We start from the raw sequence: 24,448 nt of genomic DNA on the forward strand, positions 1-24,448 counted from the left end.
TCTCCGTCAGCTAAGAATCACCGGCCGAGCGCCGCCATCGCGGCGTTGTGTCCCGGCACCCCGCTGACCCCGCCGCCGCGGACGGCGCCCGCCCCGCACAGCAGCACATTGGCATGCGCCGTCTCGACGCCCCACCGGCCGGTGGACTCGGTGGCGTAGGGGAAGGCGAGATCGCGGTGGAAGATATGGCCACCGGGCAGCCGCAGCTCCCGTTCGAGATCGAGCGGCGTCTTCGCCTCGATGCAGGGCTCCCCGTGCTCGTCGAGCGCGAGACAGTCGGCGATCGGCTCGTCCAGATGGGCGTCCAGCTCGGCGAGGGTGGCGGCCAGCAGTTCGGTGCGCGCCGCGTCGTTGTCGGCGGCGAAGAGGCGGACTGGGGTGTGCAGTCCGAAGAGGGTCAGCGTCTGGTAGCCCTGCGCCGCGAGCTCCGGACCGAGGATCGACGGGTCGGTCAGCGAGTGGCAGTAGATCTCGGACGGCGGCGCGCTGGGCAACTTCCCCGCGGCGGCCTCCCGGTACGCGGTCGCCAACTGCCCGTATCCCTCGGATACATGGAACGTCCCGGAGAACGCGTCGCGCGGGTCGACGGAGCGATCGCGCAGCCGTGGCAGCCGGCGCAGCAGCATGTTGACCTTGAGCTGGGCACCCTCCGCGGGAGCGGGGGGCTCCTCGCCGAGCAGTGCGGCCAGTTCCTGGGGCGAGGCGTTCACCAGCACCTGACGGGCCGTGACCGTGCCCTCTTCGCCGTGCGAGCGGAAGGTGACCTCGGACTGCTCGCCGTCGGTCTCGATCCGGGTCGCCTCGTGCAGCACCACGATCTCCGCGCCCGCGTCCCGCGCGGCCGCCGCCAGTGCGTCGGTCAGCGCGCCCATGCCGCCCACCGGCACGTCCCAGTCCCCCGTGCCGCCGCCGATCACGTGGTACAGGAAACACCGGTTCTGGATCAGCGACGGGTCATGGGCGTCGGCGAAGGTGCCGATCAGGGCGTCCGTCAGCACCACGCCGCGTACGAGATCGTCGGCGAACCGCTTCTCGATCGCGACGCCGATCGGCTCTTCGAAGAGCGTCCGCCAGGCCGTCTCTTCGTCGATGCACGCGCGCAGCGCCTCGCGGGTCGGCAGCGGTTCGGTGAGGGTGGGGAACACCCGCTCGGCGACCCGGCCGGTCATTGCGTAGAACTCCTGCCAGGACGCGTACTCCCGCTCCCCGCCGGTGAGCCGGGCGAACGACTCCCGGGTTCGGTCCCCGCCGACGAGCAGGCCGCCGGCACCCTTCGGGGTGTACGAGGAGACAGTGCGTTTACGGACGGCGAAGTTCAGCCCCAGCTCGCGCACGATCTTGTCGGGCAGCAGCGACACGAGGTAGGAGTAGCGCGAGAGCCGGGCGTCGACCCCGTCGAAGGGGCGGGTGGAGACGGCCGCTCCCCCGGTGTTCCCACGGCGCTCCAGGACGAGGACGGAACGTCCGGCGCGGGCGAGGTAGGCGGCGGCGACCAGGCCGTTGTGGCCGCCGCCGACGATCACGACGTCGTACGAAGTGTGTGCGGGCATGGCCGGACCCTAACCGCTATCGGCCCTGCGCGCCCCGCCGCTGCCGCAGCGCCGCCACCCGCCGGTACAGCTCCACCGCCTCGGCGTGCCTGCCGAGCTGCTCCAGGCAGTGCGCTTCGTCGTTGCGGCTGGCCAGCGCGTCGGGGTGGTCCATGCCGAGCACCCGCTCACGGGCCTCGGCGACCTGGCCGTAGACGGTCAGCGCATCCGCCCAGCGGCCCAGCCAGCCGAGGCCCACGGCCACTTCCCGGCGGCTGACGAGGGTGTCGGGGTGGTCGGCGCCCAGGACCCGCTCACGCAGGGAGCACACGTCGCGCGCCTCGGCGAGGGCCTCCTCCCAGCGGGCGAGCCGGCCGAGATTCACCCCGAGGCCGTGGCGGGCGCGCAGCGTCTCGGGGTCGTCGGGCCCGTGGACGCGGGTGCGGTCGTCGACCAGGTCGCGGTACAGCTCCAGGGCCTCCGCGCTGCGGCCGAGCCGACCGAGGCTGATGCCGACCTCGTAGCGGGCGGCGAGGGTGTCGGGGTGGTCTGCGCCCAGCGCCCGGGCGCGCGCGACGGCCACTTCCCGATAGGTCTGCAGCGCCTCGGTCCAGCGCCCCAACTGGCCGAGCGCGTACGCGACTTCGTACCGCGAGACCAGGGTGTCGGGGTGCTCGGCGCCGAGCACCCGGGCGCGCGCGGCCACGACGTCGTACGCCATCCGGTAGGAGTCCTCGAGCCGTCCCAGCCTGCTGAGGTTGAAGGCGAGGTTGTGCCGGCAGCGCAGGGTGTCGGGGTGGTCATGGCCCACGGTGCGCTCGCGGGAGTCCAGGACCGCGGCGTACACCTCGTGCGCCTCGAAGTGCCGTCCGAGCTGGCCGAGGACGTACGCCATCTCCTGGCGGGCGGCGAGCGTCTCGGGGTGGTCGGCGCCCATGGTCCGCTCGCGCCCGTCCGCGACCCGGCCGAACTCCCGCAGGGCGTCTGCGGCGCGCCCGGTCCTGCTCAGCGTGAAGCCGACCTCGTAGCGGCTGGCGAGGGTGTCCGGGTGGTCGGGACCCAGGACGTGCTCGCGCTCTGCGGCGACCGCCCGGTGCACTTCGCCCGCCTCCTCCCAGCGGCCGAGCCGGCCGAGGCTGAGGCCCGCGTTGTGACGGCTGGCGAGGACGGCGAGCAGCTCGGGCGGCGGCGTGGGGCGCTCGGACCTGGCCCGGGGCGGCGGGAGCGGGCCGCCGCGGGGATCGGTGTGCGTGGTCCACTCGCCGGTCAGCCCCGCTGTGTGGTCGGGCAGGGCGGGCCGGAGCAGGGAGGTGCCGGTCGCCTTGTGGCCGGTGGTCATGCCGCGGGTCCAGGACGGCAGCCGCGGCTCGCGCGAGGGCGGCTGCTCGGGGCGGGGCCCGGGCCCGGTGGAGTGCGCCTGGCGCGTGGCGGCGCCCATCCGGCGGCGCAGCTCCTTGGCGTCGGTGGGCCGTGCCTCGGGGGTCTTGGCGAGCAGGTCGAGGACGATCCCCTGGAAGTACTCGGGGATCTCGGACCGGTGGGTGCGCAGCGGCTGCGGCGGGGTGTCTCGGTGGCCGACGAGCACCGCCCAGGCGTCGTCGTGGTCGAAGGGCGGGACGCCGGTGGCGATCTCGTACAGCACACAGCCCAGGGAGTAGAGATCGCTGCGATGGTCGACATGGCTGCCGCTGATCTGCTCCGGCGACATGTAGTTCGGGGTGCCCATGGCGATTCCGGTGCCGGTGAGCCGGGACGTGAAGCCGATGTCCGCGCCGAGGCGGGCGATGCCGAAGTCGCAGATCTTCACCGCGCCGTCGGTGAGCCGCATGATGTTGGCGGGCTTCAAGTCGCGGTGGACGACGCCCTGTTCATGGGTGTAGGCGAGGGCGTCCGCGATCTGCTCTGCGATGTCGACGACGTCGGGCACCGGCAGCGGATGCTGTTTGTTCTCCTCCAGCAGCTGGCTGAGATTGCGGCCTTCCAGCAGCTCCATGACGAGGTAGAGCACGCCCTCGTACTCGCCGAAGTCGTGGACGACTGTCACCCCGCGGTGCTGGAGTGCCGCGGCGACCCGCGCCTCGCGTCTGAAACGCTCCCGCAGCACCCGGGTGAAGTTCTGGTCGTGCTGAGGTCCCAGCGGCTTGAGGCACTTGACCGCGACGCGCCGTCCGAGGGATTCGTCGCGGGCCTGCCACACCTCGCCCATGCCCCCGCGCCCGATGACGTCGAGCAGCCGGTAGCGGCCTTGGATCAGCCTGGATTCCGCCATCGCGTGCTGTCGCCCCCGTCGCTAAGCTGCGCCCTCCCCGGCCCGTCCAGTATGGCCGCCTGTCTGCGCAGTTTGTACGGCGCCGGGCGGGCGCCGGGGCCGAGTCGCGCCATCGCTTTCAAGATGTGACCTGGCGGCAGTTGCCAGCGCAGACGGGAGGGAATGCAGCGCAGCAGGTTGCCTGTGGCGATGAGCTGATGCGTGACACGTTCAGGGGCGGGGGCGGGTCTGCCGTACAACTCATGGGCGTAAGGGGGCAGTGCGTTGTACGCGAGTGCGGCCACGCGCCGCCACAGCAGTTCGCGCGCGGGGACGAGCAGAGGGTTGATCGGCGGCCGCTGCAGGAAGTCGTCGACGTCGTGTGCCTCGGGTCCGGCGGCGAGCTCGGGACGCACCCGGTCGAAGTAGGCGGCGAGCTCCCCGGCGGATGCGGGTACCTCGGCCGGGTCGAGGCCGACCAGGCGTGCGCCTTCGCGCTGCTCGTCGAGGTAGCGGTCGGCCTGGGCGTCGCTGAGCGGGATACCGGAGCGGCGTGCGACGTCGAGGTACGAACCGACCTCGGCGCAGTGCACCCACAGCAGCAGCTCCGGCTCGTCGACGCCGTAGCGCTCGCCCGTGACGGGGTCGGTGGCCCCGAGGTGGGTGTGGATGCGGCGGACCCGGGCGCCCGCCTGCTCGGCGGCCGCGGCGGTGCCGTAGGTGATGGTGCCGACGAAGTTCGCGGTGCGCATGAGCCGGCCCCAGGCGTCCTTCCGGAAGTCGCTGTTCTGCATGACGCCGCGCACGGCCCGGGGGTGCAGCGCCTGGAGGTACAGCGCGCGCACCCCGGCGACCCACATCATCGGATCTCCGTGCATCTGCCAGGTCACCGAGTCCGGTCCGAAGAGCCCCGCGTCCGGGTCCGGGCCGCTCATGCCTGGCACGTGCGACTCCTTGCGATACATGTCACCTGCCCAAAGCTCTGACCTGCACTGGTGTCAGTTCAGTCTGTTCCATCGGCGACCTCGCTTGCAGAACTTGTTGTCATTTGGGTACGCGATCACGGACGCAGGTGACGTGCGGTGCCAACACCGAGCCCCCGGCCGCCTGCGGCCGGAGGTTCGGTCAGGGGGCCGTTTGAATGATCAAAGTGGCGGGGGGTTAGCATCTGAGCACCGCCTAGCTCGAAAGATAAACCTGTGACTGTCAATGACGACTCGTTCACCAACTGGAAGAACCGCGAGGAGATCGCGGAGTCGATGATCCCAATCATCGGGAAGCTGCACCGGGAGCGGGACGTCACGGTCCTGCTTCACAGCCGCTCCTTGGTGAACAAGTCGGTGGTCAGCATCCTCAAGACCCACCGATTCGCCCGGCAGATCGCCGGTGAGGAACTCTCGGTCACCGAGACGCTGCCGTTCCTGCAGGCTCTGACCACGCTCGATCTCGGCCCTTCCCAGATCGACATCGGCATGCTCGCCGCGGTGTACAAGACCGACGACCGCGGGCTCTCGGTCGAGGAGTTCACCGCCGAGGCCGTCGCCGGCGCCATGGGTGCCAACAAGATCGAGCGCCGCGAGGGGCGTGACGTCGTCCTTTACGGCTTCGGCCGCATCGGCCGGCTCGTCGCCCGCCTGCTCATCGAGAAGGCCGGCTCCGGCAACGGCCTTCGACTGCGCGCCATCGTCGTCCGGCAGGGCGGCGACCAGGACATCGTCAAGCGCGCCTCGCTGTTGCGCCGCGACTCCATCCACGGCCAGTTCCAGGGCACGATCTCCGTCGACGAGGCGAACAGCACGATCATCGCCAACGGCAACGAGATCAAGGTGATCTACGCCAACGACCCGTCGGAGGTCGACTACACGGCGTACGGCATCAAGGACGCCATCCTCATCGACAACACCGGCAAGTGGCGCGACCGCGAGGGCCTGTCGAAGCACCTGCGCCCGGGCGTCGACAAGGTCGTCCTGACCGCGCCGGGCAAGGGCGACGTTCCCAACATCGTGCACGGCGTCAACCACGACACGATCAAGCCGGACGAGCAGATCCTGTCCTGCGCGTCCTGCACCACCAACGCGATCGTCCCGCCGCTGAAGGCGATGGCGGACGAGTACGGCGTCCTGCGCGGCCACGTGGAGACCGTCCACTCGTTCACCAACGACCAGAACCTGCTGGACAACTACCACAGCTCCGACCGCCGCGGCCGCTCGGCGCCGCTCAACATGGTCATCACCGAGACCGGTGCCGCCTCCGCGGTCGCCAAGGCGCTCCCCGACCTCAAGGCGCCGATCACCGGCAGCTCGGTCCGCGTCCCGGTGCCCGACGTCTCGATCGCGATCCTCAGCCTGCGGCTCGGGCGTGAGACCACCCGCGAGGAGGTCCTCGACTACCTCCGCAACGTGTCGCTGACCTCGCCGCTCAAGCGCCAGATCGACTTCACCACCGCCCCCGACGCGGTCTCGAGCGACTTCATCGGCTCGCGTCACGCCTCGATCGTCGACGCAGGCGCCACCAAGGTGGACGGCGACAACGCGATCCTCTACCTGTGGTACGACAACGAGTTCGGCTACTCCTGCCAGGTCATCCGCGTCGTCCAGCACGTCTCCGGGGTGGAGTACCCGACCTACCCGGCCCCGGTGGTCTGATCTCGGCGGACTGTCCGACCCGGTGTCCCGGCAGGCGGGGCGCCACCGCGGCTACGAGAGCCGCGAGGAGGAGTCCTTGCTCCTCCTCGCGGACTTCGCCGCCGACTCGCCGAGGTGTCTGCTCAGCCGTTCCGCCTGCGATTCTGGACCGATCATGGTCGTGTCGAGCACACGCCGGACTTCCGCGGTGCCGAGGCACCGCGGAAGTCCGGCGGCAGCGGCGTTGACGTCCTTCTGCCACGTTTCGTACTCCCGCTCAGTCCGGACAGGTGCTCATTTGCTCAGACTGTCGGCACCGACTGGTATTCGTTGAGCCGGCTGTAAATCCGTTCCGGAGTCAGGGGCAGCGCGCGGTAGCGGACGCCCGTGGCGTCGTGGAGCGCATTCGCCAACGCGGGAGCCACCGGGTTGATACAGCATTCGGCCATCCCCTTCGACCGCACGGGCCCAACGGAATCCGCCGAGTCCACCAGGAGCACGTCGGTGCGCGGGATATCGGCGTAGGTGGGGATGCGGTAGTTGCGGAAGTTCGGGTTGACCATGACACCGTTCGCGTCGACGTGGTAATTCTCGGTCAGTGTGAAGCCGATTCCCTGGGCGACACCGCCTTCGACCTGTCCCCGGACTTGCGCGGGGTTGATGATGACGCCGCCGTCGGTCGCCTGGACGCTGTAAAGGATTCGGATCTCACCCGTCACCCGATGGACGGCGACTCGGAACCCCTGCGTATTGGAGATGACGCTTCGGGGTGAGCCATAGGCCTTGCGGGCCGCGCTGAATCGAATTCCGCGCGCTCGAGCCGATGCGACGAGCTCGGCCAACGACACGCGCTGGTCGCCGCAGACGACACCCTCGTCGTCCATCGAGCACATCACGACATGGACACCTGTGTGCGCGGCAGCAAATTCCAGGATGCGGTCGCGCACAGCATTGGCCGCTCGAAGTACCGCGTTGCCCGCAACGAAAAGGCCTGCACTCGCAAAGGCGCCGGTGTCGAATCCTGTACGGTCAGTGTCGGACTGCACCAGGCGAATCCCCGACGGCGTCGTGCCCAGTTGGTTGGCCGCGATCTGGACATGCGCCGTCGACGTACCCTCGCCGAATTCGACTGTTCCAACGGCCAACTCGTACATGAGGTCGTCGCCAAGCGTGACCCAGGCCTCGGAGATGTGTTCGGTCGGGGGTGCGGTCTCGTGCAATGAACTCGCCACGCCGGCCCCGACCAGCCACCCGGGGCCGGGGGACGGCTCATCGGCTGTACGGGCCATGGCGTCATCCACCAGATCGATGCACTTCGCGAGTCCGTCCTCGGTGAACAACACGTCGTCGGGGCCGTCATGCATGGCGACGAGCGGATCACCCGGTCGCACGATATTGCGTCGTCGCAGTTCGAGCGGATCGATGTGCAATGCGAGTGCCAGTTCGTGCATCGCCGATTCCACGGCGAACGCCGGTTGCGTCATCCCGTAACCGCGCAGTGCCCCACTCGGAACGGTGTTCGTATAGACGGAGAAGGCGTCATACTTCTTGTTGGGGCAGCGGTAGATCATTACGGCAGCGGCGCCTGCATACAGCGTTTCGCCGCCGTGATTGCCATAGGCACCGGTGTTCGACACATTGCGGACTTGGAACGCCGTGAGTGTTCCGTCTGACTTCGCGCCGAGCTTGACCGTCAACGCCATCGGATGCCGTGGTGAAGCCGTCGTGAACTCCTCCTCGCGGGTGTACTCGAAGCTGACAGGCCGCCCGGTGTCCAGGGTGGCGAGCGCGACCAGATCCTCCGAGATCACTTCCTGTTTGCCGCCGAAGCCGCCACCAACGCGTTTGCAGAACACGCGGAGCTGGTCCGGGCGCAGCGCGAACAGATATGCGAGTTTGACTTTCCCGATCGACGGCGACTGCGAACTGGTGCGGACGTTCAGTCGACCGTTCTCCATCCAGGCAATCGAGCCGTGGGTCTCGAGATGCGCGTGTTGCACTCGCGGTGAGGAGTACGTGCCTTCGTGGATCACGTCGGCTTCGGCGAACCCTGCGTCGATATCGCCGATGTGCGAATGCATCTCGAGCAAGATGTTGTGGACGGGATCGCGGACGAATGGACTGTCCGCGCCGTGTAGCTGTGGCGCCCCCTCGGCCATTGCCTCTTCGGGGTCGAATACTGCCGGCATTTCCTCGTATTCGACGACGACCCTCCGGCATCCCTCTTCTGCCGCCCCGACCGTGTCGGCCAGGACCGCAACGACGCGTTGGCCGACGAAGCGGACCGTGTTGTCGAGGATGAAGGTGTCGTCCGGATCGACAAGATGGTCGCTGTGGATCGCCGTGGTAAAACGCCTGCGCGGCACATCTTCCCAGGTGTAGACCCGATGCACGCCGGGAACTGCGAGTGCAGCGGTCTTGTCGATCGAGACGATCCGGGCGTGCGCGTGTGGTGAGTGCAGCACCTTGAGGTGCAGCATGCCTTCGATGTGGGTGTCCATCGTGAACTCGGCGCGACCGGTTACCACGTCGTTGGCTGCCGGCGCACTGACACTCGTCCCGACGGCCTTTCCCGGCGCGGCTGTCTCTACGCCGGCGACGCCCTTCACGGCATCCTCGATCCCTCGATAGCCGGTGCAGCGGCAGAGGTTGCCCTTCAACGCCCGTGGCAAGTCCTCTTTCTGGGCCTCGGTGAACGTTGCCGACGTCATGATCATCCCTGCGGTGCAGAAACCACATTGGAACCCCGGGGCGTCGCGGAACTGGCGCTGCATTGGATGAAGGTTGCCGGGTGATCCAATACCCTCGATCGTAGTCACCTCACAACCGTCCGCGCGGAAAGCAGGGGTGATGCAGCTGTGTACCGGATTGCCGTCCAACCACACCGTGCATGCGCCGCAATCGCCTGCGTCGCAACCCTTTTTGACGCCATAGTGGCCGAGTGAACGGAGGAAAGTGCGCAGGCACTGGCCGGGGTCTGGTTCCTCCTCGAAGCTCTTGCCGTTCACGATGTACGTCATGCCGGGCCCTCAGCTATGAGTTCGCGACGAATCTCTTCGGCGAAGTGCTTTGTCAGGTGGCGACGGTGGTCGGGGGTCCCGTTGGGATCGGCGAACCAGACGTCGGCCGGGATAACGTCGATGCTCTGCTGCAGAGTTCGGGCGTCGGGCATGGTGTCGAAATCAATGCGCACAGGCCGTGTAGTGCCGGCTGTCACGGTGAGCAGCAGGTCGCTCATTCCTGGCGTTTGAGTACCGATGAGGAACACCGTCGAACGGCCGAGGTGGGTCAACGTGAAGCGGCGGTGAGCGGTGCGTTTCCTCAGGGCGCGCGCCGGAATGTCGATGCGCCGCAAGATTTCCCCGGGAGTAAGAATGTTCCGATTGTTGCCGGTCACGAAGTCGAGGGCATCGACGTTGCTTGCGGACCCGTCAGGAGCCCACAACTCGTACGTTGCCTCGAGTGCGACCGTCAGCGTGATCATTGGGCCAGCAGGCAAAGACATGCAGATATTGCCGCCGACGGTCGCCGAGTTCCAGACTTTGAACGAGGACAAGAAGGCTTCGCAGCTTTTCGCGAAAAGGGTGCCCGCGATCCAATCACCTGGCAGCGCAAAGGCATACAGGTCGCGGATGGTGCACGTCGCGCCGATTCCGAGGCCCGCGTCGCTCCGGACGAGGGGATCCCAACGCAACGCTGTCAGGTCGATCAGACGGCGCAGGTCTGGCTGCTCCACGGAGAACAGCCACGTTCCGCCTGCGAGCCAGGCGTCGCCTTCGCGCCAGTCCACGCCTGGCTGATCGGACGGTCGCCGGATGACTTCGGTGATGGTGTTGAGGTCCATGGGAACTGATCTCCCTCACGACGATAATCGTGCGACGGACCGCCTACCGAACTCGATCAACCAGCGCGTGGCGCCGCTCGCGTTCGTGGCAACGCCAAAATCTCCCCGATCTTGTTGTTGCAGGTAGGGATGCGAACATACTTTTTCGATTGCGAAAATTCGGCTCGATACATTCGTCGAACGTCGACGGGTCACCATACGCACTGGGAGCGGCACAACCTCGAGCGACAGAATCGAATTATGGCCGCTTCGGTCGAACTGCTCGAGGAAGGACCGGCGGGCGCAGAGATTCCTGTCAAGCATATCGCAGAACCGGCCGGCCTCGCCAAGTCAGGGCTTCGGCGTGATGTCGTGATGTCTACATCCAGACTATTCGGCGCCATCTCTGACATCTAACAGCGAGTATGCAGACGCGCCTCGGCCTGCTGGAGAAGGAGTTCCCGCAAGCCTCCGCCGCCGGTGCGACCGCGCGGGCCTCTTCGAGGCGCCCGGCGGTCGGAAACTGACCCCTCGCGGCCAACAAGTCCGAGATCGGCGCTCTGATAGCCGGGTTGAAGAAGGCGCCGTAGGTGGCGAGTGTCTCCGAGCCGTTCAGCAGTGGCCTGGTGAGCAAGGACGGAACGATCGCCTACGCCCAGGTCACACCGGCGCCCGTGGGGGACGGGGTCGTCCGGCCGGGGGTGGACGACCGGGCCGTCACCTGTTGGTACGGAAATCCCCCTGCGGCCGAAGGGGTTGGCACCACTGGTCTTCGACGGCGGTGCCCTTCCCGTCGGGCGGGTGGCCGTCGGGCGGGGCCGTCGAACCGCGTCCTCGTCGTCGGCGTCGCTGACCCCACCCCGCGGCCATCGCCGCCGCGATAGACGAGCGGACCGTCCTGGTCGTCGCCTCGGCCTTCTCCTACGGCCACGGGGTGCTCGATCCCGTGGAAGAGATCGCCACGATGGCAGCCTCCCGCGGCGTGGGGTGCCACGTGGACGCCTGCGTGGGCGCATTCGTCCTACCCTTCCTCCGCGAACTCGGCGACGACATCCCGGCGTTCGACTTCTCCGTGCCGGGCGTCACCTCCATGTCCGCCGACCTGCACAAGTACGGCTATACCCCGAAGGGGGCGTCCGTCGTTCTCTTCCGCGACGCGGACCTGAGGCGCCACGCCCACTTCGCCTGTTCGCGCTGGTCCGGCTACACGATCATCAACACCACCGTCCAGAGCAGCCGCTCGGCCGGTGCCACAGGTGCCGCCTGGGCCGTGATGCGCTACCTCGGCCACGAGGGTTACCTCGAGATCGCGCGACGCACCCGCACCGCGTCCCAGCAGGTCATCGACCACCTGCGGTCGACACTCCGCCTCAAGGTCCTCGGCGACCCCGTCGGCAACATGGCAGCCTTCGTCAGCACCGAACCCGAACTCGACATCTTCGTGCTCGCCGACGAGTTGAAGAGCCGCGGCTGGTTCACCCAGCCGCAGTTCCGCTGCAAGTCCTCCCCGGCGAACCTCCACATCTCGCTGCACGGCGCGACCCTCGACAGCCTCACGGACTTCCAAAACGCCTTCGCCGAGGCGATGGAGGCCGCCCTGAAAGCCCCGGCAGCCCCGGACGCCGACACTCTCGCCCTCGTCGCCGGCCTCGACCCGAGCACCCTCACACCGGACGAATACACCGCGATCCTGGCCGGCGCCGACCTCGGCGGCAACGGACAGCTTCCGCAGCGTATGGCCATGGTCAACCACCTCCTGAACGCCGCCGCCCCCGCACTGCGAGAACAACTCCTGCTGTCCTTCCTGGACGTGCTCTACGTCCCCACCCGCTCCGCCGCGGCCGACCACTGACGTGCGTCAAGGAAGAGCACGTTACCGGCGTAGGCGTCGACCGGCAGTACCGCGCAGTCGGCCATCAGCAGCCAGGAGATGATCTCCAACTCGCCGCTCCAGCTGATCCCTTCGACTACCCGGTCGCTGTCGTGCCAGGACCATCCGTCAGCGGGTTCCATCTCCGGTTCGGACTCGAAGGTCCGCGGGTCTTCCCAGGACCGGCTGATGTCCCCGTAGGTGCTTGCCGCGGTGAGCTCGTACTCGCCGGAGGTGAGCAACGGTGCCACGAGGGACTCCGCGGTCAGCGGGTGCATCGCGCCGGGGCGCCCGAGCTCGACCATCACGGTGGCGCCGTGGTGCCCGACGATGCCCAAGGAGCCGGCAGGCGGGCACATCCAGGTACAACCGGCCGGTCCGCGGCCTGCTCGAGGTCGAACTTCTCCGGCAGGCTGTGCCGGCACAACAGCTTCGCCTTTGGGCTGGGGCGGACGAAGATCCGGCCGCCCAAATCGCGTACGCGTTGAACACCCGCGGTCAGTCCCGCCGTACAACTGAGAAAGGCGAGAGACCGGCGCGCAGCGAGGGATGACCGTGACCGAAGGGCAAGCCACCACACAGGAGTTGATCGCCGGACGCTACTGGCCGCAGGAGGTCGTACACCGTGAGGAAGGCCGCACCGGCTGGCACGGTCAGGACGTCCGGTTCGGACGGCCGGTTTCCTTGATGGAGGCGCGGCCAGTTCAGGCCACCGGTGCACGCCGCACCGCCGCTCGGATTCTGCGCGAGTCCGAAGCCATGGAGCTGACCTGCCCCGGCCGGGCGGCCACTGTCTTCGACGTCCTGGAGGAGAACGGCGTCGTGTGGACGGTCATGGATCGGATTGAGGGCGCTCCCCTCAGCGACCTCCTGTGGCGAGGCCCGGTCAACTACGTCCGCGCTGCTCGCATAGGCCTGGAGATCCTCGACGTTCTCGCGGCGGCCCATCGTGAAGGCATCACGCACGGCGATCTCAGCCCCGGGCAAGTATTTGTGCGCAAGGACGGCGGAACGCTGGTCGCCGGCTTCGGGCTGCTGGGGAACGCGTCGGCCCCACGCGTTACCGCGCCGTCGTACGCCTCTCCCGAGCAAGCCCGCGGCGAGGGCACGGAACCCGCGTCAGATCTGTGGGCACTTGGGGCAATCTTGTACATGATGGTAGAGGGGCGTCCCCCTGTCCGGGACCGTGGACCGGTCGAGGCGACGCTGCGAGCTGTTGACCTGCGGCCCATCCGGTCCCCGCGGAGCGCGGGGTTGCTCGGCCCTGCCATCCAGGGTCTGCTCCGCAGGGACCCGCAGGAGCGCCTGCCCGCGCCGGTGGTCCGCGCGGCGTTCACCCGCATCCTGCGCGAGGATCCCGAGGAACCAAAGCAGGCGGCGCCGCTCCCCTGCCTGCGCGCGTACGCTGCCGTCCGGCGGACCGGGCGGGTGTGGAGCAGGCGAACCGTCGGTCGGCCCGCGCTCCTCGAGGCCCTGGCGCTGGCCGTGGTCGGGGCCTCGCTCACCGCCCTCGCCCTGACCGGAGGATCAGACGACGGCATCTCCGCGTCGGGCCCCACGCCGTCCCGCCCGGCCGCCAGCGGAACCGCCGACCCTAACTCTTTCTACGCCTACGAGGCTCCGGAGGGGTTCTCCATCGACCTGCCCACCGGGTGGAAGCCGCTCGACCGCAGCGGTTCAGCCGATGTGTCCTACCGCGTCACGTTCGGCGCGTCCGGCGACCCTCGCACGCTGACGATCACCTACAGCCAGCAGCTCGGACCGGACCCCGTCGCAGTCTGGCGGGAACTGGAGCCGTCCCTGAAGCGGGTGTTCGTCGACTACGAGCGGCTGGGCGACATCCGCGCCGCCGACTACCGTGGCCTCGACGCGGCGGACATGGAGTGGTTCTCCGAGGACACCGGTGTCCGCGAGCGCACGCTCGGCCGCGGTTTCCTCATCGGCTCCGGCCGTGGCTTCTCCTTGCGCTGGACGACCCCGGCCGACAACTGGAACGACGCCGCTAACCGGCGCGCGCTGGGTGTCTTCCTGCGCTCCTTCCGGAGCTCCGCCAACTGACCGTGCTCCGATGGCCCCGCGTTCTTCTGCCGCTGGCGGGAGACCGGCCGCCCGCCCCACAGACTGCTGCACCGTCCGACCCACATCACGCCAGCATGACCCGACCCCAATCGCGGGGGAGGTCGTTAGAGCACAAAGTAATCTTGGTGCCAACTAAAAATCCTAAGTGCCAACTAAAAATCCTCGTCACAAAGGACGCTAACGCCGCACTCGCGGCATCCCGAGCCCGATCCAGGAGATGATCTCCCGCTGGATCTCGTTGTTGCCGCCGCCGAAGGTGAAGATCACGGCGGAGCGGTAGCCGCGCTCCAGCTCTCCGTGGAGGACCGCGCCGGCCGAGCCCTCCTTGAGGGGGCCCGCCGCGCCGACGACCTCCATCAGCCAGGCGTACGCGTCGCGGCGCGCTTCGGAGCCGTACACCTTGACGGCGGATGCGTCCTGCGGGGTGAGCGTGCCTGCCTGGACGGCGCCTACCATCTGCCAGTTGAGCAGCTTCATCGCATCCAGCTTGGTGTGGGTCTGCGCGAGGCGCCCTCGCACCCAGCCGAGGTCGATGACGCGGCGGCCGTCGGCGAGCTTGGTGTCGGCGGCCCAGCGCTGGACGTTCTGGAGGGCCCGGATCGCCATGGTGCCGTGGGCGGCGAGGGTGACGCGCTCGTGGTTGAGCTGATTGGTGATCAGTCGCCAGCCCTTGTTCTCCTGGCCGACGCGGCGGGAGGCGGGGACACGGATGTTCTCGTAGTAGCTGGCGGTGGTGTCGTGCGAGGCAAGGGTGTTGATGATGGTGCAGGAGTAGCCGGGGTCGGAGGTCGGCACCAGCAGCATGGTGATGCCCTTGTGGGGCGGGGCTTCGGGGTCGGTGCGCACAGCGAGCCAGACCCAGTCGGCAGTGTCGCCGTTGGTGGTCCAGATCTTCTGTCCGTTGACGGTGTACGTGCCGGATTCCTCGTCGCCTTCCCGGACCGCACGGGTCTTGAGGGCGGCGAGGTCGGTACCCGCGTCGGGTTCGCTGTAGCCGATCGCGAAGTCGATCTCGCCGGAGAGGATCTTCGGCAGGAAGTATGCCTTCTGCTCCTCCGTGCCGAACTGCATGATCGTCGGGCCGACGGTGTTGAGGGCCATCAGCGGCAGCGGTACGCCGGCCTGGGCAGCCTCGTCGAAGAAGATGAACTGCTCCATGGGGCTGAGGCCGCGGCCGCCGTACTCCTTGGGCCAGCCGACGCCGAGCCAGCCGTCGGTGCCGAGGCGGCGCACGGTCTCGCGGTAGAAGCGCTTCTGCTCGCCCGGGTCGGCGTACCGGGTGTAGACGTTGTCCGGCACGAGTTCGGCGAAGTACGTGCGCAGCTCGGCGCGCAACTGCTGCTGCTCAGGCGTGTATTCGAGGTGCACGGCCCCTCCAGGAGTCTCGCGATCCGTCCCATGCGCGGCGGCGCACACAGTAGAACGTGTTGCAAGAATCTGGAAGGGCGCCGGGGTGGTCAAGCCCGTCCCGCAGAACCGGACGGTCACCCCACCGACTGGTAAAGCGCCTCGATCAGAGCCATCTTGCGCGGGTCGTCGGCGATGTGCGGGCCCATGCGGTTCATGACGTAGCCCATGCTGATGCCCGCCTCCGGGTCGGCGAGTCCGCAGGAGCCACCGAAGCCGTCGTGGCCCAGCGCGCGGGGGTTGGGGCCGTACGAGCCGTTCTCGCCGCTCAGCCAGAGGCCGAGCGCCACCTCCGTGTCGTTCTTGAAGCCCGCGCCGAGTACCAGGTCCCGGCAGCGGCCCTGACCCTCGCGGACGCGCTCGGCGGCCCCCGGGGACAGTACGCGTCGGCCGGCGAACTCTCCGCGTCCGGCGAGGATTCCGTACAGCGCGGCGACCGCACGGGCGGTGCCGTGGCCGTTGGCGGCGGGGATCTCGGCCGCGCGCCACGCGGGGGTGTTGGCGTCGGCCGCACCGAGAATCGGGTTGACGAGGGCCGCCAGGGCGACCGGCTGCAACTGGGCGAAGATCGCGGCCTGTTCGCTGCTCGCCGCGGCCGGCGGATGGACCAGCTCGGCGGCGCGCCCTGCCTCCTTCTCCGGAAGCCCGATGGTGAAGTCGATGCCGAGCGGGCCGGTGATCTCCTGTTGCAGGAACTCCCCGGGCAGTTGTCCGGTGATCCGCCGGACGACCTCTCCGACCAGGAACCCGTAGGTGAAGGCGTGGTAGCCGGAGCGGGTGCCCGGCTCCCACCACGGCTCAGTGGCCGCGAGGCGTGCGGTGGTCAGCTCCCAGTCGTAGAGCTGGTCGATACTGTGCGGCTCGCGCAGCCCTGCCAGGCCCGCGCGGTGCGAGAGCAGATGGCGTACGGGAATGGCCTCTTTGCCGGCCGCGGCGAACTCCGGCCAGTAGGTGGCGACGGGGGCGTCCAGATCGAGCAGCCCCCGGTCGGCGAGCAGATGCGCGCACAGGGCGGTGGGGCCCTTGGTCGTCGACCACACATTGACCAGCGTCTCCCGCTCCCACGGGCGGGTGCGCGCCTCGTCGGCCCAGCCGCCCCACAGGTCGACGACGCTCTCTCCGTCGAGGAACACGTTCACGGCCGCGCCGAGTTCGCCGCGGGCGCGGAAGTTCTCCTCGAAGGCGGTACGCACCGCCTCGAAGCGTTCGTCGCAGTGGCCTGCGATCTGTGGTGCGTGCTCTGACATCGGGACCTCCGTTGCCTCGGACCGGGTGTCCGGCCTACCGGTATCCGGCTCACCCAGGAACGTACCGACTGGTCGGACTGGCGGGAAGAGCCCGAACACAAGGCGCGCCTGAAGGAGCCGTCGTCGCGTGAGCGAGGATGGACCGAGGAGATCCACAACCCGGAAGGAACACCGATGGCCCTCGACGACTCCGTACTGCTGCACACCGAGGGCCGCGCGGGGTACATCACTCTCAACCGTCCCCGTGCTCTCAACGCCCTCACCCACCCGATGGTCCGCACCATCGACGCGGCGCTCGCACAGTGGGAGCAGGACGAATCCGTCGCGGTCGTGATTGTCTCCGGAGCCGGTGAACGGGGGCTCTGCGCGGGCGGCGACATCCGCGCCATTCACTCGGACGCGCTGGCGGGCAGCAACGCGTCGTTCGACTTCTGGCGGGACGAGTACCGCCTCAACGCCCGTATCGCCCGCTACTCCAAGCCCTATGTCGCCCTCATGGACGGCATCGTCATGGGCGGCGGGGTCGGCGTCTCCGCGCACGGTGACGTACGCGTCGTCACCGAGCGCTCCGCCGTCGCCATGCCGGAGACGGGCATCGGCTTCGTGCCGGACGTAGGTGGTACGCATCTGCTCGCACAGGCTCCCGGGGAGCTCGGCACTCATCTCGCGCTCACCGGCACGGCGGTGGGCGCGGCCGACGCACTGCTGTGCGGGCTCGCCGATCACTTCATACCGTCGAGCCGGCTGGCGGAGCTCGCCACGTCGCTCGCCGGGCTGGATGTGGCCGAGGCGGTGCGGCGGTGCGCGGAGGCCGCGCCCGAAGGAGAACTGGCCCGGCACCGCCAGTGGATCGACGGCTGTTACGCCGCCGGATCCGTGGAGGAGATCCTCGGCCGGCTGCTCGACTGCGGCGAGCCGGCGGCGAAGGAGGCCGCCGAGACGATCCTCACCCGGTCCCCCACCTCGCTGAAGGTGACCCTCGCCGCGCTGCGCCGGGCCCGGCGGCTGGGAGTGCTGGAGCCGGTGCTCGACCAGGAGTACCGCGTCTCGTGTGCGGCCCTCTCGTCGCCCGATCTGGTCGAGGGCGTACGGGCGCAGGTCATCGACAAGGACCGCAGGCCACGTTGGTCGCCCGCGGAGCTGTCGGAGGTGACGGACGCGGATGTGGCCCGGTTCTTCGCGCCGCTCGGGGACGGCGAATTGAGGGCCTCCAGCTCGACCGGGTGAACGTCTGCGGTCGCTCCCGATCACGCCTGATCGTGCGGCCCGGCTCTGCTCAGACTTCCGGGCGGAGCAGCAACAGCGCCGTGTCGTCGCTGCGTTGACGGCTGCGCGTCGCGTGGCGGATCAGACTGTCGGCCAGCGCTTCGAGCGGCTGGTCGGCGGTGCTTGCCAGCAGTGCGGCCAGGTCCGCCAAGGCGTCGTCGATGTCGACGCCGGGCACCTCGATCAGGCCGTCCGTGTACAGGACCAGTACGGATCCCGGGGGCAGCGGCACCGCCGTGGTGGGGTAGGCGGCCAACCGGTCGACGCCGAGCAGCGGGCCGCCTGCCAGATCGAGGATGTGGACCCGGCCGTCGGGATCGCGGAGCAGCGGCTGGGGGTGTCCGGCGCGGGCCAGCAGGCCGCGGCCGGCCAGCGGGTCGAGATGCAGATAGACGCAGCTGGCCAGCAGATCCACGTTCAGGTCGATCAGCAGCCGGTTGGTGCTCTCCATGACCTGGCCGGGCGGCTGACCGACCGCCGTGTAGGCGCGGACGGCGGTGCGGACCTGGCCCATCAGCCCGGCGGCGGTGACGTTGTGGCCCTGCACATCTCCGATGACCGCGTCGCCGGTGCGCATCAGGTCGTAGAAGTCGCCGCCGATGTCCATGCCCTGGGTGCCGGGCAGATAGCGCGCGGCGACCTCCAGGCCGGGCAGGGTGGGCAGGGAGTGCGGCAGCAGGGCGGACTGGAGGCCGTGGGCCAGCCGGTGTTTGGTGTCGTAGAGCCGGGCCCGTTCAAGTGCCTGGGCGATGAGGCCGCCGAGGCTGGTGAGGACGGCGCGCTCGTCGGTGGAGAAGTGGTGCGGCTCCGAGTAGCTGAGTACGCAGGTGCCTACGGGCCGTCCGGAGGCGATCAGCGGCAGATAGGCCCAGGCGGCCATGCCGTCACGGGTCGCGTAGCGCGCGGGATAGATGTGCTCCAGCTGTTCGCGCGACTCGAAGAAGGACGGCACTCCGGTCGCGAGCGCCTGGGCGCCGGGCGTCTGGGCGGCCAGGGGCATGCCGTCGAACCGGTCGACGACCTCCGGGTTCTGGTAGCCGCGCTGGCCCAGGACGCGCAGCCGCCCGGCGTCGGACGCAAGCATGACCAGCGCACGGCTCCCGACGGCCGGCATGATTTCGTCCGCGACCAGCTCGATCACGTCGGACACGCCGACGGCCTCGGTCAGCGCGCTGGCCAGGTTGAGGATGTGGGATATCGCCACCAGGCCCGCGGGTTGCTGCGACGGTGCGTCGTAGGGCAACTCCTGGACGGTTCCGCGGGCCGGGGTGATGTGCACGCTTATGCCGCTTCTGCTGGGGTGGAAGCGGAACATCAGCCAGTCCTGCGGCGGGCGCAGCGCCACGAAGGACGTGGCGTGCTGGCTGATCAGAGCCGCCCGGTAGCGGTCTTCGTACACCGGGTCGTTCAGCCACGGCAGGGCCGACCACAGCAGGTTGCCCAGCAGCCCCGACGAGGGGAGGCCGAGCAGTTCTCCGGCCGCGGGGTTGGCGTAGGTCACGTGTCCGTTCACGTCCAGGGAGCACATGCCGTCCGGCACCCGCGCCAGCATGTGCACGGCCTCGACCGCGCCGCTCGTCCCGGTCATGGCGGCGGGCCCCAGGAAGTCTGCCTCTGGGACGACGGGGCGGCCCAGCTGCGCGGCGCGCGCCAGCCGCAGGGCAAGGCGGTCGCAGGCGGCGGTGAGACGGCCGACTTCACTGGCGGATATCTCGGGTGGATGGGAGCCCGGCCAGGTGACGAAGACGGCGCCGTACGTGGTGTCGGCGGTAGCGATGGGCAGGGCGGCGAGGGCGAAGGGATAGGGCAGGACGACCGCGATGCGTGGATAGCGGCGGGCCATGTCCTCCTCGCCGGAGACCCAGATCAGCTGCCGCTCGCGCGTCGCCTCGGCGACGGGGATGGGCGAGCCGATCGAGACGCGTTCCCAGGGCGCGGCGAAGGCGCGGGGCAGCCCGGCCATGACGGCCATCTCGAGGACCTGCTCGTCGTGCGCGAGCAGATAGACGGCTCCGGAGTGGGCCTGGACGTCGTCCATCATCCCGGCGAGCGCGAGCGACAGGAGAGGGTGGGAGCCCTCGCCCCCGCCGTCCGGTTCTACGGCTTCTGCGGCCCCTGCGGCGAGCGGATCGGACAAGGGGAACCACCTCCTCCGCAACGCTCACGACCTAGGCTGCCCGCTGCGGGGGCTTCCCGCACGGCGAGCTGGGGCACCCGGTCCGTCCCCGTACAGCCATGCCTCGCCGTGTCTCAGGAGCGGGGGCACAGTGGGGCAGCGCAGCCGGTCTCACGGGGTGCGAGGCCGACCCCCACACCCCCACCGGATGCGAGGCCGACTGCGCGCAAGCAGGTGTGCTAGGCCGCCCGGCCCACCCCGGCTCCCTCCGCCGCTATGCGGACTTCGGTACGTTGCGTCACGCCGCCCACCGTCACCACCAGCGTGACCGTCCCCGGTCGCAGAGCCGTCAGCCGGCCCGCCCTCGGGTCGAACGCCGCCGCGTGGCGGTGGCGGGCGTTCTCCGGGGCACCGATGTACAGATTCGGCGAACCCGTCCAGTCCACGCTCAGCGGGAAAGCCACCGGAACCCTGCGTGCACCCTGAGTGACCGTCGCGCCGGCATCCTCGCTGTCGCCGGGGCGCAGTACCGCGGGCGCGTCCAGGGTGAGGCCGTCGACATGTGCGCGGGTCTGGACGGAGACCCAGTCCGGGCCGCCCTCCCACGGCCTGGCACGGCCCGCCGCCTGCTCGCCCCGCGAGACCTTGTCGACGCCGACCAGCGACCAGCCGGTGAAGCCGCCCTCGTCCGCCGGGCCCGCCGGATTCTTGCCCGAGTTGCCGTTGATCAGATACGGCACGCCGTCCACGTGCTCGGCGTGGAAGACGCCGACATGGCTGCCGATCAGCCCCGCACCCTTGCCCGTCGTACGGCGGAACTCCGCGAGCCACTGCTCGATCAGCGCCGCCTCCTTGCGGTCGCTCAGCTGGCTGCCCTTCTGGACGGTCGGGTCGCGCGGCGGCACATGCTCGACGACCATCACCGAGCCGATGCCCGGGTCCTTCGCCGCCGCGTCGAGCTGCGCCCGCACGCCCTTGATCTGGTCGAAGCCGCCGCCGCGCAGGGTCAGACTCGACGTGTCCAGCGTCAGAAAGCGCGTGCCGCGATGGTCGAACGTACGGTGCGCGGGGCCGAATTCGGTGATGAAGTTGTCGATCTTCCCGCCCATCACCTCATGGTTGCCGGGCACGTAGTACCAGGGCAGCTCGTCCCCCAGCTCCTCGGTCAGCACGCGCCGCGCGAACGCGAGGTCCGCGGGCGAACCCTCGTCGACCAGGTCGCCGTTGACGACGACGAAGTCGGGCCGTGCGGCCTTGATCTCGCGCAGCGTCCGCCGCGCCTGCGCCACGATCGCGCTGTCGGGGTCTCGGGCGACGAACTGGGCGTCGGACATGACCGCGAACTGCCAGTCCCTGCCCTCGGTTTCGGCCGCGGGGTCGATCAGCGGATCGGCCGTACGCGGCTGTTCGGGCAGGTCGACGGTCGGCGGCAGCTGTGCGGCGAGAGCATCGATCACGATCTTGCCGGTGTACTGCCTGGCGGCAGCGGTCTCGGCCAGATAGAAGCGGTGGACCGACAGCGGCATCGCGGCCCCGGGCGGGACGGCGAAGGTCACCTGCCGCCAGCCGGTCCAGGTGACGTACGGGCCGCGCAGCAGTTGGTCGGATCCGGCCGCGTCCTTGAGGTGCAGCGTCGGCCACGCGCCCTTCCCGTCGCCCTTGATCCAGACCGTGAAGGACTGCGGCTGGCCCGGGACGGCGATCTGCCGCGGTGGGTTGGCGTACGCGGCGCGGGTCGCGGTCGACTGCGTGAAGTCGTACGTGAGCTCCAGGCCGGTGCCGCTCTGCCCGTCGGGCGTGGCCGCGACCGAACCGCTCGCGCGGGCCTGGCTGAAGGTCCAGGACGCCGCGTCGTCGAAGGCCGACACCGGCTGCTCGGCGAGGCCGACGGCGACGGCGAGGACGGTGGTGACGCCGGCTACGGTCGCCGTGATCCGCCCGGCGCCGCCGCCCGTACGGGAAGTGACGGTGAAGGAGCCCCCGCCGTCATCGCGTATGGCGAACAGCGTGTGGTCGTAGGCGAGTTGCACATCGCCGGGTTCCACGGGCGCGCTGTTGCCCTGCGCGTCGAGGCCGAGGATGCCGAACGTGCCGGTGGCGCTCGCGTCCGCGAGGCCGACACGCCGGGTGGTCGGCTCGATCCGGGCAAGGTCGTCGAGGACGGTCAGCTCGGTGCTGCCGTGGGCGCCGCGGCGTTCGGCACGGATCTCGGTGGTGCCGCTGTGCCGCGCCCGGAACACGCCTTGGCCGTCGACCCGGCCCACCGAGGGCCGTACGGCACGCCAGTGCGGGGTTCCCGCAGCCGGTCCGTACGTCTCGTCGTATCCGGCGGCGGTGAGCCGACGGGTCAGTCCGGGGAACACCCGCTCGGGGTGGCCGCCCTTGACCGGGTCGGCGGTGGGGGCGCTACCGGCGGATGTGCGGGTCTCGACCCAGAAGCCGCGCAGCCGTCCGCTGCCGTCGGGCGCGGTGAGCGCGAGACCGTTGGGGACCGTGCGCTCACTGCCGTCGGAGGGGCTGTTCTCCACCTGGAGGGCGTCGCTGCCGGGCTCGCGCGCGAGAAGCGTCGACGATCCGCCGCCGTCGAGGTTGAGCGCGCTGTGCGCGCCGGCCTGCTTCATCATCAGGCCGAGCTCGGTGAGGGTGACGCCGCCGCTGTCGGCCTGCCTGCCGTCGACGGTGATGACCTGCATCGCGCTGCCGTCCTTGGAGAAGCCGACGGCGGTGCGGGGGGCGGCGGTGTTGTTGCCTTCGCCCTCGTGGTTCTGGGGTACGCCGTCGACGACGAGGAGTTCACGGCCGCCGACCGCGGTGCGTGGGACGGGGCCGCTGTCGGTGCGCGGCCGGTACTCCAGGGGCACCGGGTCGCCGGGGCCCAGCGCGGCGAGGAGTCCGGCGCCGGCCTCCCGTCCGACCAGGACGGTGGTGTCCGGGGCGATCGGCCCGGTGCCGGGCCTGCCCGTGACCGCGACGATTCTGCCGTCCCGTACGAGCGCCTCGGCGACGGGAGTTGCGGCGTCCACGGTCAGGGCACGGTCGGCGGTTCCCCAGGCCGCGGTGTACGCGCCGATGCCGCCGGCCGGAACGTTCGCGGCGTTGTACGCGGTCAGCGGGTGCGTTCCCGAGGGCAGCGTCAGGGCGCCGTCGAAGTAGAGCTGCAGGACGCGTCCCGCGCTCCCGGGGCCGATGCCGACGGCCCGGTTGGCGCCGGTGGCCGGCGAGTGGGTGACCTTGCCGTCCTTGATGCCGGGACCCTGCGGAGCGCCGGTCTGGTTGATGTCGAAGAAGTCGGCGTTGATGGCGGCGACGGTGCGCCGGCCGGGTCCGGCGTCGTGACCGGCGGCGAGTTCGGAGACGGTACGGCGGTCGGCGACCTTGCCCGAGGAGAGGTAGTCGGCCTGTGCCCCGCTGCCGTCGAGTTCGACGGAGAGTGCGTCGACCCGCAGCCACTTGTTGGATTCGAGCCGGTCGTACGAGGTGAGGCGGATACCGGGGGCGATCGACCGGGAGCTGCGCGCGGTCTCGATGCCGTCGCCGTCGGCGATGGCTCTGGGACGTCCGGCCGGGGCGCTCGCGGGCGGCGGCGCGATCGGCCGCAGCACTTCGGACCGGTCCCTGGGCCGGGGGTCGGGGGTGGAATCGGCGACGGCGGGAGATACCGCTCCCGCCACCAGGGCGGACACCGTCGCGACCAGCACGACGGAGCGTCTTGCTCTGCCAAGGCCCACAACTACTCCTGGAATACGGCGTGTTGAGCGCGCAGTAAGCGCTGTCGGCGCACAGCATCGCGGCGCCCGAGGGAACGTACCAGGGGGCCGTGGGAACACCCGGAAGAACAGCGGCCGTCAGGACCGTGGACACTCCGCGGCCGTGACAGCCGTCCGACGGTCCACATTCACGAAAGAAAGCCGTAACAATTCACTATGCGAGACGATTTCCGAAACGCATTGACGTGACCGGAAGTCGCTGCCACTCTCACCGTTGTGAGTCAAGCTGACATTCTCGTATCGCGCCTGCACGTCGATCTTCGACGGCACGCCAGCGCACTCTGTGCCGCCGGCCGCTGAAACACGCGCAGCTGACTTCTTCGTCCGCGTCCGGCCCCTGCTCCAGGGGCTTCTGACGGGCTGAGCACCTCACTCCCCCGGCCCGCCCGCGGTAATTATTTGGGCAGGATTTTCCCCATTCCCCTGCCAATGCATTCCCACCTCCCACCTGAATTCATCGCGCTTTTCCCGG

Annotated in this window: 15 protein-coding genes; 5 read left to right on the top strand and 10 right to left on the bottom strand. The window is 69.5% G+C overall.

The features are described from left to right. Positions 1-17: 17 nt before the first annotated feature. From ACH492_RS11600 to ACH492_RS11610, 3 genes are read right to left on the bottom strand one after another with little or no spacing between them, the layout of a single operon-like run. On the bottom strand, positions 18-1,550 hold the full coding sequence (locus tag ACH492_RS11600; RefSeq protein ID WP_398985228.1) for a phytoene desaturase family protein: 1,533 nt from the start codon (positions 1,548-1,550) through the stop codon (positions 18-20). Positions 1,551-1,566: 16 nt separating this feature from the next. Next, entirely contained in the window at positions 1,567-3,798 is a 2,232-nt protein-coding gene (locus tag ACH492_RS11605; RefSeq protein ID WP_398985230.1) for a tetratricopeptide repeat protein, read from the bottom strand. Then, positions 3,780-4,712 carry an oxygenase MpaB family protein gene (locus ACH492_RS11610; RefSeq protein WP_398986197.1) on the bottom strand — a complete coding sequence of 311 codons (933 nt, stop codon included), beginning with the start codon at positions 4,710-4,712 and terminating at the stop codon, positions 3,780-3,782. Before ACH492_RS11610 ends, ACH492_RS11605 begins: the two co-directional genes overlap by 19 nt. Before the next feature lie 264 nt (positions 4,713-4,976). Here ACH492_RS11610 and ACH492_RS11615 point away from each other — a divergent pair, with 264 nt between their 5' ends. Beyond that, positions 4,977-6,422 carry a glyceraldehyde-3-phosphate dehydrogenase gene (locus ACH492_RS11615; protein ID WP_398985232.1) on the top strand — a complete coding sequence of 482 codons (1,446 nt, stop codon included), beginning with the start codon at positions 4,977-4,979 and terminating at the stop codon, positions 6,420-6,422. A 281-nt stretch (positions 6,423-6,703) separates the two neighbouring features. Here the strand turns inward: ACH492_RS11615 and ACH492_RS11620 are convergent, their stop codons facing one another. Together ACH492_RS11620 and ACH492_RS11625 are read right to left on the bottom strand one after the other, a co-directional pair. Further along, on the bottom strand, positions 6,704-9,421 hold the full coding sequence (locus tag ACH492_RS11620; protein ID WP_398985234.1) for a molybdopterin-dependent oxidoreductase: 2,718 nt from the start codon (positions 9,419-9,421) through the stop codon (positions 6,704-6,706). After that, the gene (locus ACH492_RS11625) at positions 9,418-10,245 is read right to left on the bottom strand and encodes an FAD binding domain-containing protein (protein ID WP_398985236.1); all 828 of its coding nucleotides are present in this window, start codon (positions 10,243-10,245) and stop codon (positions 9,418-9,420) included. The genes ACH492_RS11620 and ACH492_RS11625 overlap by 4 nt, the downstream gene beginning before the upstream one ends. Before the next feature lie 847 nt (positions 10,246-11,092). Between ACH492_RS11625 and ACH492_RS11630 the strand changes: the two genes are divergently transcribed. After that, positions 11,093-12,076 carry an aminotransferase class V-fold PLP-dependent enzyme gene (locus ACH492_RS11630; RefSeq protein WP_398986198.1) on the top strand — a complete coding sequence of 328 codons (984 nt, stop codon included), beginning with the start codon at positions 11,093-11,095 and terminating at the stop codon, positions 12,074-12,076. Here ACH492_RS11630 and ACH492_RS11635 read toward each other — a convergent pair. After that, positions 12,040-12,453, bottom strand: a complete 414-nt coding sequence (locus ACH492_RS11635) for a hypothetical protein (RefSeq protein ID WP_398985237.1) — start codon at positions 12,451-12,453, stop codon at positions 12,040-12,042. The two genes, ACH492_RS11630 and ACH492_RS11635, sit on opposite strands and share 37 nt — an antisense overlap. 190 nt (positions 12,454-12,643) lie before the next feature. On the opposite strand from ACH492_RS11635, the gene ACH492_RS11640 reads away from it, so the two are divergent. After that, a complete protein-coding gene (locus ACH492_RS11640) occupies positions 12,644-14,152 on the top strand; it encodes a serine/threonine-protein kinase (protein WP_398985239.1) in 1,509 nt (502 codons plus the stop codon). 198 nt (positions 14,153-14,350) lie between these two features. Here ACH492_RS11640 and ACH492_RS11645 read toward each other — a convergent pair whose 3' ends face one another. Together ACH492_RS11645 and ACH492_RS11650 are read right to left on the bottom strand one after the other, a co-directional pair. Further along, positions 14,351-15,541 carry an acyl-CoA dehydrogenase family protein gene (locus ACH492_RS11645; protein ID WP_398985241.1) on the bottom strand — a complete coding sequence of 397 codons (1,191 nt, stop codon included), beginning with the start codon at positions 15,539-15,541 and terminating at the stop codon, positions 14,351-14,353. A 116-nt stretch (positions 15,542-15,657) separates the two neighbouring features. After that, on the bottom strand, positions 15,658-16,827 hold the full coding sequence (locus ACH492_RS11650; protein ID WP_398985243.1) for a serine hydrolase domain-containing protein: 1,170 nt from the start codon (positions 16,825-16,827) through the stop codon (positions 15,658-15,660). A 174-nt stretch (positions 16,828-17,001) separates the two neighbouring features. On the opposite strand from ACH492_RS11650, the gene ACH492_RS11655 reads away from it, so the two are divergent. After that, positions 17,002-18,054: an enoyl-CoA hydratase/isomerase family protein gene (locus ACH492_RS11655; RefSeq protein WP_398985245.1), complete on the top strand. Its 1,053-nt coding sequence runs from the start codon at positions 17,002-17,004 to the stop codon at positions 18,052-18,054. 49 nt (positions 18,055-18,103) lie between these two features. Here the strand turns inward: ACH492_RS11655 and ACH492_RS11660 are convergent, their stop codons facing one another. Together ACH492_RS11660 and ACH492_RS11665 are read right to left on the bottom strand one after the other, a co-directional pair. After that, on the bottom strand, positions 18,104-20,134 hold the full coding sequence (locus tag ACH492_RS11660; protein WP_398986200.1) for a PP2C family protein-serine/threonine phosphatase: 2,031 nt from the start codon (positions 20,132-20,134) through the stop codon (positions 18,104-18,106). Between the two features lie 314 nt (positions 20,135-20,448). Beyond that, positions 20,449-23,937: a phosphodiester glycosidase family protein gene (locus tag ACH492_RS11665; protein ID WP_398985247.1), complete on the bottom strand. Its 3,489-nt coding sequence runs from the start codon at positions 23,935-23,937 to the stop codon at positions 20,449-20,451. A gap of 255 nt (positions 23,938-24,192) precedes the next feature. Here ACH492_RS11665 and ACH492_RS11670 point away from each other — a divergent pair, with 255 nt between their 5' ends. Continuing rightward, positions 24,193-24,276 (top strand): putative leader peptide, encoded by an 84-nt coding sequence (locus tag ACH492_RS11670; RefSeq protein WP_351446407.1) that lies wholly within the window; start codon positions 24,193-24,195, stop codon positions 24,274-24,276. Positions 24,277-24,448 lie beyond the last annotated feature (172 nt).

The sequence above is a fragment of the Streptomyces sp. NPDC019443 genome, from assembly GCF_044389785.1.
Lineage (GTDB): Bacteria > Actinomycetota > Actinomycetes > Streptomycetales > Streptomycetaceae > Streptomyces.